9 protein-coding genes and 4 tRNA genes are annotated in these 12,092 nt (G+C 67.6%); all 13 read left to right on the top strand.

Features of this window, described 5'->3' with window-relative positions:
* Positions 1-32 precede the first annotated feature (32 nt).
* The 13 genes from BMZ45_RS09390 (at position 33) to BMZ45_RS09330 (ending at position 11,752) form a co-directional block, all read left to right on the top strand.
* On the top strand, positions 33-869 hold the full coding sequence (locus BMZ45_RS09390) for an SAM-dependent methyltransferase (RefSeq protein ID WP_091635457.1): 837 nt from the start codon (positions 33-35) through the stop codon (positions 867-869).
* Positions 870-1,064: 195 nt separating this feature from the next.
* Positions 1,065-1,379 (top strand): DUF2845 domain-containing protein, encoded by a 315-nt coding sequence (locus BMZ45_RS09385; protein ID WP_139215449.1) that lies wholly within the window; start codon positions 1,065-1,067, stop codon positions 1,377-1,379.
* A gap of 90 nt (positions 1,380-1,469) precedes the next feature.
* A tRNA-Leu gene (locus tag BMZ45_RS09380) sits at positions 1,470-1,555 on the top strand.
* Between the two features lie 35 nt (positions 1,556-1,590).
* Positions 1,591-2,220 carry an alpha-ketoglutarate-dependent dioxygenase AlkB family protein gene (locus BMZ45_RS09375; RefSeq protein ID WP_091635448.1) on the top strand — a complete coding sequence of 210 codons (630 nt, stop codon included), beginning with the start codon at positions 1,591-1,593 and terminating at the stop codon, positions 2,218-2,220.
* A 170-nt stretch (positions 2,221-2,390) separates the two neighbouring features.
* Positions 2,391-3,689: a trigger factor gene (gene tig, locus BMZ45_RS09370; protein ID WP_091636373.1), complete on the top strand. Its 1,299-nt coding sequence runs from the start codon at positions 2,391-2,393 to the stop codon at positions 3,687-3,689.
* A gap of 166 nt (positions 3,690-3,855) precedes the next feature.
* A complete protein-coding gene (gene clpP / locus BMZ45_RS09365) occupies positions 3,856-4,482 on the top strand; it encodes an ATP-dependent Clp endopeptidase proteolytic subunit ClpP (RefSeq protein ID WP_056173335.1) in 627 nt (208 codons plus the stop codon).
* 185 nt (positions 4,483-4,667) lie between these two features.
* Entirely contained in the window at positions 4,668-5,960 is a 1,293-nt protein-coding gene (gene clpX / locus BMZ45_RS09360; RefSeq protein WP_091636370.1) for an ATP-dependent Clp protease ATP-binding subunit ClpX, read from the top strand.
* Positions 5,961-6,207: 247 nt separating this feature from the next.
* The gene (lon, locus tag BMZ45_RS09355; protein WP_091635445.1) at positions 6,208-8,640 is read left to right on the top strand and encodes an endopeptidase La; all 2,433 of its coding nucleotides are present in this window, start codon (positions 6,208-6,210) and stop codon (positions 8,638-8,640) included.
* A 222-nt stretch (positions 8,641-8,862) separates the two neighbouring features.
* Complete coding sequence (locus BMZ45_RS09350; RefSeq protein WP_056173345.1) at positions 8,863-9,135, top strand: HU family DNA-binding protein; 273 nt, start codon at positions 8,863-8,865, stop codon at positions 9,133-9,135.
* An 11-nt stretch (positions 9,136-9,146) separates the two neighbouring features.
* A tRNA-Val gene (locus tag BMZ45_RS09345) sits at positions 9,147-9,221 on the top strand.
* 79 nt (positions 9,222-9,300) lie between these two features.
* Positions 9,301-9,377 (top strand) — tRNA-Asp (locus BMZ45_RS09340).
* A gap of 111 nt (positions 9,378-9,488) precedes the next feature.
* Positions 9,489-9,565 (top strand) — tRNA-Asp (locus tag BMZ45_RS09335).
* 195 nt (positions 9,566-9,760) lie between these two features.
* The gene (locus tag BMZ45_RS09330; protein ID WP_091635442.1) at positions 9,761-11,752 is read left to right on the top strand and encodes a peptidylprolyl isomerase; all 1,992 of its coding nucleotides are present in this window, start codon (positions 9,761-9,763) and stop codon (positions 11,750-11,752) included.
* Positions 11,753-12,092: the final 340 nt, after the last annotated feature.

The following is a 12,092-nucleotide window of genomic DNA, read 5'->3' as shown; positions in this document are numbered from 1 at the left end:
AGGCTTCGCGATCCCACCGCATCCGCCGTTCGATGACCGCATTGCACGCCTTGCTGGACACCCTGGAGCGGGATCCGACCCTGCTGGATCCGCAGGCGCTGCGCGAGCGTGCGCAGGCCCTGGACCGCCTGGAACGCGCTGCCGATCTTGGCGGCGGCGACGAGCCTGAGCGCGCGCGAGCGCAAGCCCTGCGGCTGCGCCTGGAAGCGCTGGACCGCGCGCTGTGCGAGCGTCTGCGCGAGACCCTGCGCGACGGCGGCGGCGCCGAGCTGCTGGACTGGGCCGAGCGCGATTTCGCCACCGCAACCGCGAGCGGCGAGCACTACGACCCCCTCGACGAACTCGTCAGCGGCGTGCTGCGCCTGCCTGAGCCCGGCGACGAGATCGGCGCGCTGGCGGAGGAGATGGTGTTCTATCAGCCCACGCCGGCGCGGCATGTGTTCGACCTGCTGCGACGCCTGCCGTTGAGCGCGGACGACGTACTGATCGACCTCGGCGCCGGCCTCGGCCATGTGCCGCTGCTGGTCGCGGCCTGCACCGAGGCGCGCGCGCACGGCGTGGAGATCGAACCGGCGTATGTGGCCAGTGCGCAAGCCTGCGCCGCCGAGCTGGGGCTGACGCGCGCCACGTTCGCCTGCGCGGATGCGCGCGCGGTCGATCTGAGCCACGCGACGGTCTTCTATCTGTACACGCCGTTCACCGGCACGATCCTGCGCCAGATGCTGGACGCGATCGCACGGCAGGCGCGATCGCGCGCGATCCGCGTCTGCACGCTGGGGCCCTGCACCGCGGTAGTCGCCGCCGAGCCTTGGCTTGCGGGCGACGCGCGGCCGCCGAGCGACCGCATCACGGTGTTCCGCAGCCGCTGACCTAAGCGGTCGCCGCGATCGCGAGCGAGTCGCGCCTGAGGCGATACCGGGAAATGAAGCAGGCAGAGGCGGCCGAGGCCCGCTAGTCCGGAGCGCTGGGCCCGCACACCGGTTCGTCGCATCGCGGGCAGCGGTTAAGCCCGCGCTAGGGTGGTGTGGGTAGCCTGACAGCATCCACGGAAGAGGAGGGCGGTCATGCGCAAGCTAGGGTGGGGACTGGTGGTGGGGTTGGCTTTGTCGACGCCGGTTTGGGCCGCCGACACGGTCGCGTTCGGCAACCGGGTGCTCGTGACCGGCGATGGGGTGGGGCAGGTCTATCAGGTCGCCGGCGCGCCCAGCCGGATCAAGAAGATCGAGAACAAACGCGGCGCCGAGGTCGGCGAGCGTTTCGAGTATTACCGCGACGGCAAGACCACGCTGATCACGATCAAGGACGGCAAGGTCGCGGCGATCGAGGAGGTCTACGGCTCCGCGCCCGTGCCCGCGCCTCCGATTCAGGCCGAGGACTGAGCGTCGGGCACGCGCCGCGCGCGGCCGCTTTGCGCAAGGCGCCGCCGCGCGCCTAGAATGCCCGGCCCGCGCTTGCGGGTCGGCGCGAACGCGAAAGTGGCGGAATTGGTAGACGCACTGGATTTAGGTTCCAGCGGGTAACCCCCGTGCGGGTTCGAGTCCCGCCTTTCGCACCAGCCCCGGCGCCGGCTACAAGGAGCGCCCACCGCGCATGCAGGACCTGTTCGCCCCGGCCGACGGTTTCCAGACCCTGACGATGGACGGCGCCGACGTGGCGCTGCTCGCGCGCCTGGACCTGGGCCGGCCCGACGCCGAGGTGCTGGCCGAGCTGATCGCGGAGGTGCCCTGGCGCGCCGAGCGCATCGTGGTGTTCGGGCGCGAGGTCGCGCAACCGCGCCTGAGCGCCTGGTACGGCGATGCCGATGCCGCCTACACCTATTCAGGCCTGCACCTGCGGCCGCGCCCCTGGACGCCCCTGCTGGCCGACCTGAAACAGCGGGTGGAGCGCGCCAGCGCAGCCGAATTCAACAGCGTCCTGCTCAACTACTACCGCGATCACCGCGACGGCATGGGCTTTCACGCCGACGACGAGCCCGAGCTGGGCCCGCGCCCGACCATCGCCTCGTTGAGCCTGGGCGAGCGCCGGGTGTTCGTGATGAAGCGCCGCCTCGCGCGCGGGGCGCCGCCCAGCGCGGTCGCGCCGGTGCGCATCCCCCTGGACTCCGGCAGCCTGCTGCTGATGCGCGGCCAGACCCAGCGCCATTGGCTGCATGGGGTGGCCAAGCTGGCCCGGCCCTGCGGGCCGCGGATAAACCTGACCTTCCGTCGCATCCTGCGCTGAGCCGCACCCGTACGATCCGTGCCGGCGGGCGCCCTTCGGACGCCCGGCTGGCAGCGCGGCCCGTAATCGGCGAAACTAGTAAGTTCCGCTGGAGGGCCTAGACCCGGCCAGCGGTCGGACAGGTCTTCAACATCGTGCCGCGACGGGCCGTCGCGGTAGCAGGAGTGGATATGCAAGTTTCGGTCGAATCGCTGGGTAATCTGGAACGCCGTCTGACCTTCAGTCTCCCGGCGGATCGCCTCGAGAGCCAGGTCGGCGGTCGCCTGCGCGAAATCGCGCGCGGCGCCAAGATCAAGGGTTTCCGTCCCGGCAAGGTGCCGGCCAAGGTGATCGAGCAGCGTTTCGGCGAGCAGGTCCGCGCCGAAGTGCTCGACGGCCTGCTGCGCGAAGGCTTCAGCAATGCCGTGCGCCAGGAGTCGCTGCAGATCGCCGGTAACCCGATGATCGAGCCGGCGGCCGCCGAGGGCGGCGAGCTGGCCTACGTGGCCACCTTCGAAGTGGTCCCGGATTTCGGCGACATCGACGTCGCCAAGCTCAATGTCGTGCGCAACACCTCCGAGGTGGCCGACGCCGACATCGACGCGATGATCGAGAACCTGCGCCTGCAGCGCCGCAGCTGGAACCCTATCGAGCGCGCGGCCGCCACCGGCGACGCGGTCGAGATCGAGACCTGGTCGCAGGTCGGCGACGAGCGCATCCCCGCCGAGGGCGTGGAGCGCGGCGCGACCGTGATCGGTTCGGGCGCGATGTTCCCGGCTATCGAAGAAGCGCTGGTCGGCCTCAAGGCCGGCGACGAGAAGGTCGCCCCGATCGAGTTCCCGGCCGAATGGCGCGTGCCGCAGTTCGCCGGCCGCACGGTCGAGGTTCACCTCAAGGCCACCGCGGTTTCCGAAGCGGTGCTGCCGGACGTGGACGCGGCCTTCATCAAGAGCTTCGGCATCAAGAGCGGCGACGCGGAGCAGTTCCGCTCCGACATCCGCAGCAACCTGGAGCGCGAGCTCAAGGGCGCGCTGATGACCCGTCTGCGCCGCGAAGTGGGCGAGCAGCTGATCGCCGCCTACCAGCACGTGGAAATGCCGCCGAAGCTGGTCGAGGGCGAGGCCCGCGACATGGCCCGCCAGACCGTCGAGCAGGCGCGCCGCCAGGGCCGCAACATCGAAGCCCCGGCCGACGCCTACCTGACCTTCATGGACAGCGCCCAGAAGCGCGTGCTGGTCGGCCTGCTGGTCGGCGAGATCGCGCGCCGCAACCAGCTGATGCTGGACCCGCGTCGCGTCAACGAGACCCTGAAGCTGATCGCCTCGACCTACGAGGAACCGCAGCAGGTGATCGAGCTGTACCGCAACGACCCGCAGCTGATGAACAGCCTGCAGGGCCGGGTGATGGAAGAGCAGGTGATCGACTGGATCGCCGAGCGCGCCCAGCACACCGAGCAGCCGCTCTCGTTCAGCGAAGCGATCCGCCAGTAAGTCCGGGCGACGATCCCGCAGGAAGCGAACGCGCCAGGCCGGCGTCCCGAACCCAGGACGCCCTTGCGTAGAGGCCCGGCAGGCCCCAAGTTGGGCCTAACCGGGAACCTTCGGCACCGCCGAAGGCTCTGCAAAGCATTCAACGTCAGCCATAGGTGCCGTCGAGATGGACAACCGAATCCAAGCCCTGAACCTCGTGCCGATGGTGGTCGAACAGACCAGCCGCGGCGAGCGCGCGTACGACATCTATTCGCGCCTGCTCAAGGAGCGGGTGATCTTCCTGGTCGGCGGCGTCGACGATCATGTCGCCAACGTCATCGTCGCCCAGATGCTGTTCCTCGAGGCCGAGAACCCCGAGAAGGACATCAGCTTTTACATCAACTCGCCGGGCGGCGTGGTCACCGCGGGCATGGCGATCTACGACACCATGCAGTACATCAAGCCCGACGTGAGCACGATCTGCATCGGCCAGGCCGCCAGCATGGGCGCGTTGCTGCTCGCCGCCGGCGCCAAGGGCAAGCGCTACGCGCTGCCGAATTCGCGGGTGATGATCCACCAGCCCTCCGGCGGCTCGCAGGGCCAGGCCACCGACATCGAGATCCAGGCACGCGAGATCCTGACCCTGCGTCAGCGCCTGAACGAGGTCCTGGCCAAGCACACCGGCCAGCCGATCGAGACCATCGCGCGCGACACCGAGCGCGACAACTTCAAGAGCGCCGAGGCTGCGCGCGAGTACGGTCTGGTCGACCAGGTGCTCGAGCGGCGTCCGGAAGACTCGATCCAGGCCGCCTGAGGCCGGGCCAAGCCCGCGCGCAAGCCGTTGATCGAACTCCTGTTTTCGGCAGGCAATGGACATGGCGACCGGCCCGGGGACGGGCCGGAGCGCTGTGTTATCCTCGGGCCGACAACGCACCACGTAACTCCGGACGCGGCCCGATCGGGCGCGCTCCGAGAACACCGCACCATTTGGGCAAAAGCATGAGCGACGATCGACAGGGACGCAGCACCGGCGATAGCAGCAAGATTCTCTATTGCTCGTTCTGCGGCAAAAGCCAGCACGAGGTCCGCAAGCTGATCGCGGGCCCGAGCGTGTTCATCTGCGATGAGTGCGTCGAGCTCTGCAACGACATCATCCGCGAGGAGCTCGAGGAGAAGGCGCAGTCGGCGCGCAGCCACCTGCCCAAGCCGCGCGAAATCCTCGAGGTGCTGGACCAGTACGTGATCGGCCAGCAGCGCGCCAAGCGCACCCTCGCGGTGGCCGTGTACAACCATTACAAGCGCATCGAGAGCCGTCAGAAGAACGACGACGTCGAGCTCGCCAAGTCCAACATCCTGCTGGTCGGCCCGACCGGCTCGGGCAAGACCCTGTTGGCCGAAACCCTGGCGCGCCTGCTCAACGTGCCGTTCACGATCGCCGATGCGACCACGCTGACCGAGGCCGGCTATGTCGGCGAGGACGTGGAAAACATCATCCAGAAGCTGCTGCAGAAGTGCGACTACGACGTCGAGAAGGCGCAGCAGGGCATCGTCTACATCGACGAGATCGACAAGATCTCGCGCAAGAGCGACAACCCCTCGATCACCCGCGACGTGTCGGGCGAAGGCGTGCAGCAGGCCCTGCTGAAGCTGATCGAAGGCACGGTCGCCAGCGTGCCGCCGCAGGGCGGACGCAAGCACCCGCAGCAGGAGTTCCTGCAGGTCGATACCCGCAACATCCTGTTCGTGGTCGGCGGCGCGTTCGCGGGCCTGGACAAGATCATCCAGCAGCGCAGCACCGAGGCCGGCGGCATCGGCTTCGGCGCCAAGGTCAAGAGCAGCGAGCGCAAGGTCGAGGTCGGCAAGATCCTGGCCGAGGTCGAGCCCGAGGATCTGATCAAGTTCGGCCTGATCCCCGAGTTCGTCGGCCGCCTGCCGGTGGTCGCGACCCTGGAGGAGCTGGACGAGCAGGCCCTGGTCACCATCCTGACCGAGCCCAAGAACGCGATCACCAAGCAGTTCAAGAAGCTGTTCGAGATGGAGAACGTCGAGCTGGAGTTCCGCGCCGACGCGCTCACCGCGATCGCGCGCAAGGCGCTCAAGCGCAAGACCGGCGCGCGCGGCCTGCGTACCATCGTCGAGTCGGTGCTGCTGGACACCATGTACGAACTGCCCTCGCTGGAGAACGTCAGCAAGGTGGTGGTGGACGAGTCGGTGATCGATCACAAGTCCGAGCCGTATCTGATTTACCAGACCCCGCCGGCCGCCGCGCCCAAGGTCGCCGCCGCGGACTGAACGCGGCCCCAGCGACGTTCCCGAACGGGCGTCGCATATCGGCTGTAACCGGCTGATTCCATGACGGTTTTTCTGCACGGCCCGCGCTGCGAAGCGCGGGCCGCTTGCATCCTATGGCGCAGGCCCCCATAACCGTCGCAAGGGGCTGCATCGCCCGCGATCCCGGCCGGGGACGCCGTCGAAGGCGTCCGGTTTCACCTGCCGGATTTCCAGTATTTTTTAAGTGTTTTCTCCCCCCGGAGCTGTCATGACCGAACCCACCGAACGCGACGTGCTGGATCTGCCGGTGCTGCCGCTGCGCGACGTCGTCGTGTTCCCGCACATGGTCATCCCGCTGTTCGTCGGCCGCGACAAATCGATTCGCGCCCTCGACCTGGCGATGGAGTCCGATAAGCGCATCCTGCTGGTCGCCCAGAAGTCGGCCGAGACCGACGATCCCGGCGCCGAGGACCTGTACTCGATCGGCACCCTGGCGCATGTGCTGCAACTGCTGAAACTGCCCGACGGCACCATCAAGGTGTTGGTCGAGGGCGTGTCGCGCGTCGAGGTCGACGCCGTGGCCGAGCGCGATGGCGCCCTGGCCGGCCAGGCCCACGTGGTCGAGCCCGCGATCGACCGCGAGGAGCGCGAGATCGAGGCGATCGCGCGCTCGCTGATGACCCTGTTCGAGCAGTACGTGAAGACCAACCGCAAGCTGCCGCCGGAGCTGATGCAGACCCTGTCGGGCATCGACGAGCCCGGCCGCCTGGCCGACACCATCGCCGCCCACCTGGGCGTGCGCATCGGCGACAAGCAGAAGCTGCTGGAGACGCACGCCGTGGGCGCGCGCCTGGAGCAGCTGGTCGGCCTGGTCGACGGCGAAATCGACGTGCAGCAGCTCGAGAAGCGCATCCGCGGCCGGGTCAAGTCGCAGATGGAGAAGAGCCAGCGCGAGTACTACCTCAACGAGCAGATGAAGGCGATCCAGAAGGAGCTGGGCGAGATCGACGACGCGCCCAACGACATCGACGAGCTCACCCGCAAGATCGCCGAAGCCGGCATGCCCAAGCCGGTCGAGACCAAGGCCCGCAACGAGCTCAACAAGCTCAAGCAGATGTCGCCGATGTCGGCCGAGGCCGCGGTGGTGCGCAATTATCTGGATTGGCTGCTGGGCGTGCCGTGGAAGAAGCGCAGCAAGGTGCGCAAGGACCTCAAGGCCGCGCAGGACGTGCTCGACGCCGACCATTTCGGCCTGGAGAAGGTCAAGGAACGCATCCTCGAGTACCTCGCGGTGCAGACCCGCGTGAAGAACATGAAGGGCGCGATCCTGTGCCTGGTCGGCCCGCCGGGCGTGGGCAAGACCTCGCTGGGCCAGAGCATCGCCAAGGCCACGAACCGCAAGTTCGTGCGCATGTCGCTGGGCGGCGTGCGCGACGAGGCCGAGATCCGCGGCCATCGCCGCACCTACGTAGGTTCGATGCCGGGCCGGATCGTGCAGAACCTCAACAAGGTCGGCAGCAAGAACCCGCTGTTCGTGCTGGACGAGATCGACAAGATGTCGATGGACTTCCGCGGCGATCCGTCCTCGGCGCTGCTGGAGGTGCTGGACCCCGAGCAGAACAATTCCTTCAACGATCACTACCTCGAGGTCGATCTGGACCTGAGCGAGGTGATGTTCGTCGCCACCTCCAACTCGCTGAACATCCCCGGTCCGCTGCTGGACCGCATGGAAGTGATCCGGATCCCGGGTTACACCGAGGAGGAGAAGCTCAACATCGCCATGCGCTATCTGCTGCCCAAGCAGATCAAGGCCAACGGCCTGAAGGCCGACGAGATCAAGATCGCCGAATCGGCGGTGCGCGACATCGTGCGTTACTACACGCGCGAATCGGGCGTGCGCAACCTCGAGCGCGAGATCTCCAAGATCTGCCGCAAGGTGGTCAAGGAAATCGCCCTGGCCGGCCCCAAGGCGAAGAAGAGCAAGGACGGTTCGGTCAACGTCGGCTCGAAGAATCTCGACAAATACCTGGGCGTGCGCCGCTTCGATTACGGCCGCGCCGAGGAACAGAACGAGGTCGGCCTGGTCACCGGCCTGGCCTGGACCGAAGTCGGCGGCGACCTGCTGCAGGTCGAAGCCACCCTGGTGCCGGGCAAGGGCCAGCTGCTGCTGACCGGCCAGCTCGGCGACGTGATGAAGGAATCGGCCTCGGCCGCCTTGTCGGTGGTGCGCGCGCGCGCCGAACGCCTGGGCATCGACGTGGAATTCCTGCAGAAGCACGACGTGCACGTGCACGTGCCCGAGGGCGCCACGCCCAAGGACGGCCCCAGCGCCGGCATCGGCATGGCCACCGCGCTGGTGTCGATGCTGACCAAGAATCCGGTCAAGGCCGACGTCGCCATGACCGGCGAAATCACCCTGCGCGGACGCGTGCTGCCGATCGGCGGGCTCAAGGAAAAGCTGCTGGCTGCACTGCGCGGCGGCATCCGCACCGTGATCATTCCGGACGAGAACAAGAAGGATCTCGCCGATCTGCCCAAGAGCGTGACGCAAGGTTTGAAGATCGTGCCCGCGCGTTGGATCGACGAGGTTCTGGACATCGCGCTGGAGCGTCCGGTGACGCCTACGCCGGTGGCCGGTCCGGGTGAAGTTCCGGTGCGCGATGGCGGACAAGCATCGCCTCAGCCGGACGTCAAGCATTGACGGATTCCGTTGGTCGGAAAGCGATCGAATCGGCTGGAAGGCCCGTCGTTATTAGCTTTCAGGCTTGCACCCCCAAAATGCCGCTGGTATAACGACCGCAACCGCGCGAAAGCTGCCAAAAGACGCAGTAGGCGCGGCAAACTCGATCGGCGTGGCCCGCTCGCGCAGCGCGCCACGCCGATTCTCAGAACACGCGGTAACACCGCACAGGGAGTCCAAAGAATGAACAAGGGTGAATTCATCAGCGCCGTCGCCGATGCTGCCGAGCTGTCCAAGACCGACGCAGCCAACGCCGTCGACGCCGTTATCGGCGTGATCACGAAGGCGCTGAAGAAGGGCGACACCGTCACGCTCGTGGGCTTCGGTACGTTCCAGGTCCGCAAGCGCGCCGCGCGCCAGGGCCGCAACCCGAAGACCGGCGCCACCATCAAGATCAAGGCCTCGAAGAACCCGGCGTTCAAGGCTGGCAAGGCGCTGAAGGATGCTGTAAACTAAGCGACTCGCTCGGGTGCTTAGCTCAGCGGTAGAGCGTCTCCTTTACACGGAGAGGGTCGGGGGTTCGAAACCCTCAGCACCCACCAGATCAGACTGGCCCTACTGCTAAGCCGCCCGCCGGAAACGGTAGCGCCGCGAGGCGTAAGGCCAAAGTTTCAAAAGTGCGGAGTGGTAGTTCAGTCGGTTAGAATGCTGGCCTGTCACGCCGGAGGTCGCGGGTTCGAGTCCCGTCCACTCCGCCAGTTTCGCCAAAAGCGCCGGAAACGGCGCTTTTGTTTTTATATAAGTGAGAGCCCTCGATTTTGTTGCATAGCGGTAGAATCGTCGGCCCGAGTTTCCAGGGTTCAAACAGCGGAGTGGTAGTTCAGTCGGTTAGAATGCTGGCCTGTCACGCCGGAGGTCGCGGGTTCGAGTCCCGTCCACTCCGCCAGTTTTGCCGAAGGCGCCGGAAACGGCGCCTTCTTTTTTGCCTGCGCCGCGGGAACCGGGCCCCGGCCCGGTTTCTCCGACGCCGTTCGCGGTTTCGTCCCGGCCCACCCCCGGCGGCCCCGCCTGGGCCGCCCGGCCCGCGCGCCCGGCCCCAAGCGCGCTAAACTGTCCGGCTTACGACCTACGCGACCCGGATATGCTGCAGAAACTTCGCGACAAGACTTCCGGCTGGATCGCCACCGCGATCCTCGGCCTGCTGATCATTCCCTTCGCCTTCGTCGGCATCGAGCAGTACATGGGCGCGCGCACCGATACCTCGGTCGCGCATATCGATGTGCCGCCCTCGTACTGGCAGAGCGCGCCGTCGTGGTGGCCGGTGTCGATGCTGTGGCAGCACGAGAAGATCGACTCCACCGATTTCCGCACCGCTTTCGAACAGGAGCGCCAGCGCCGCCGCGCGGCCGAAGGCGAGGCCTTCGATGCGCGCGATTTCGAGAGCAAGGAAAACAAGCTGGCGATCCTGGACCAACTGATCGATCGCCGCGTGCAGGAACTGGCGTCCAAGAGCGAAGGCCTGGTGGTCAGCGACGCGCTGGTCAAGAAGACCCTGGCCGAAGTGCCGGCGTTCCAGGTCGACGGCAAGTTCAATCTCGACCGCTACCGCCTGGCCCTGGCCTCGCAGGTGCCGCCGCAGACCCCGACCCAGTTCCAGGAAACCGTGCGCCAGTCGCTGCAGCAGTCGCTGCTGGCCGGCGGCCTGGTCGAGAGCGAGTTCGTGACCTCGGCCGAGATGGACCGCCTGATCCGCCTGATGGGCGAGACCCGCGACGTCGGCCTGGTGATGCTGCCGCAGCCGGCGCCCGACACCGGCGCGGTCAGCGCCGCCGAAATGCAGGCGTGGTATCAGGGCCACAGCGCCGATTACCGCGCGCCGGAAACCGTGACCCTGGAATACGTGGAAGTGAATGCGGCCAGCGTGCCGCCGCCGGCACCGGCCGACGAGGACACCCTGCGCAAGCGCTACGAGCAGGAAAAGAGCCGTTTCGTCGCCCAGGAACAGCGTCTGGCCTCGCACATCCTGGTGCGCGTGGCCGACGGCGCCGACGCTGCGGCGCAGAAAGCCGCTGAGCAGAAGGCGACCCAGTTGACCGCGCAGGCCAAGGCCGCCGGCGCCGACTTCGCCGCGCTCGCGCGCGCCAACAGCGACGACACCGGCTCCAAGGCCGGCGGCGGCGACCTGGGCTGGGTCAACAAGGGCATGATGGTGGCGCCGTTCGAACAGGCGTTGTTCGCCGCGCCGCAGGGCGCGATCGTGGGTCCGATCAAGACCGACTTCGGCTGGCACGTGATCCAGGTGCGCGAGATCAAGGCCGGCCAGCAGGAAACCTACGAGCAGGCGCGCGAAGCGCTGCTGCGCGAGCAGACCGAGGCCGACAACGAGCGCGCGGTCAGCGATTTCACCGGCCGCCTGGTCGATCTGGTCTACAAGAACCCGTCCTCGCTGGCGCCGGCCGCGCGCGAGATGAAGCTGCCGGTGCAGAAGCTGGGCCCGCTCACGCGCAACGGCGCGCGCAACGGCGCCCAGGGCCTGGCCGCGAACGCCACGCTGCTGCGCTCGGCGTTCTCCGACAGCCTGATCCAGAACGGCACGGTCAGCGATCCGATCGAGATCGCGCCCGGCCACAGCGTGCTGATCCGGGTGACCGCGCATACGCCGGAACGCTCGCAGCCGCTGGCGCAGGTGCGCGATCAGGTGATCGCCGCGGTGCGCGCCGATCGCGCCACCAAGGCCGCGACCAAGGACGCCGACGCGCTGCTGGCGCGTCTGCGTGGCGGCGAAACCCTGGAAGCGGTGGCGACCTCCAAGCAGTTGCCGGCGCCGCACGCGATCCCGAACCTGCCGCGCGGCGCGCCGATTCCGGACCCCAGCGTGAGCGAGGCCGTGTTCGCGGTCGCGCCGCCCGCGGCCGGCAAGGTCACCCCGGGCAGGGCGATGCTGCCGGACGGCCGCGCGGTGCTGTTCGCGGTCAGCAAGGTCACCCCGGGCGACCTGGCCCAGGTCCCGCCGCCGCAGCGCGAGCAGATGCAGACCCAGCTGGCGCAGATCAGCGGCGCCGACGACATCAAGGCGCTGGTCGCCGCGCAGCGCAAGCGCATGAAGGTAACGGTGGTCGATCAGAACCTCTGATCGGTACCGGCCGTATCGCAACAAAAAGCCCGGCATCTCGCCGGGCTTTTTGTTTTTGGGTTCTTGATGGCGGCGCTTGCGACTCGCTGCTCCCGCTTGCGGCGGCCGCAGGAACCGCAAAGCCGAGAAAGCGCCCGGGAACGGATGAGGGCAACGCGTGCGGCTGCGCGCTTGCTGCGACGATCCGCACCCCAGCCCGACCGCACCGCGATCGGGCGTTCGGTGCCGCTCAAGCCGATGGCTCGCAAGGCCGGCCCCTCACTCCGCAAGCGGCAGAGGAGCTAAAGCGCTGAGGCGACTTCGCTATCCCTTCTCCCGCCCGCGGGAGAAGGTGCCCGAA

The sequence above is a fragment of the Lysobacter sp. cf310 genome, from assembly GCF_900114355.1.
In the GTDB taxonomy this organism is placed as follows: Bacteria; Pseudomonadota; Gammaproteobacteria; order Xanthomonadales; family Xanthomonadaceae; genus Lysobacter.
Note: the sequence above shows the minus strand (reverse complement) of the source record. Positions and strands in the feature narration are given on the sequence as shown.

Coding starts and splice junctions, on each gene's coding strand:
- tig (WP_091636373.1), top strand. CDS start 2,391: ATGCAAGTTTCGGTCGAATCGCTGGGTAATCTGGAACGCCGTCTGACC.
- BMZ45_RS09390 (WP_091635457.1), top strand. CDS start 33: ATGACCGCATTGCACGCCTTGCTGGACACCCTGGAGCGGGATCCGACC.
- BMZ45_RS09350 (WP_056173345.1), top strand. CDS start 8,863: ATGAACAAGGGTGAATTCATCAGCGCCGTCGCCGATGCTGCCGAGCTG.
- clpP (WP_056173335.1), top strand. CDS start 3,856: ATGGACAACCGAATCCAAGCCCTGAACCTCGTGCCGATGGTGGTCGAA.
- BMZ45_RS09330 (WP_091635442.1), top strand. CDS start 9,761: ATGCTGCAGAAACTTCGCGACAAGACTTCCGGCTGGATCGCCACCGCG.
- BMZ45_RS09385 (WP_139215449.1), top strand. CDS start 1,065: ATGCGCAAGCTAGGGTGGGGACTGGTGGTGGGGTTGGCTTTGTCGACG.
- BMZ45_RS09375 (WP_091635448.1), top strand. CDS start 1,591: ATGCAGGACCTGTTCGCCCCGGCCGACGGTTTCCAGACCCTGACGATG.
- clpX (WP_091636370.1), top strand. CDS start 4,668: ATGAGCGACGATCGACAGGGACGCAGCACCGGCGATAGCAGCAAGATT.
- lon (WP_091635445.1), top strand. CDS start 6,208: ATGACCGAACCCACCGAACGCGACGTGCTGGATCTGCCGGTGCTGCCG.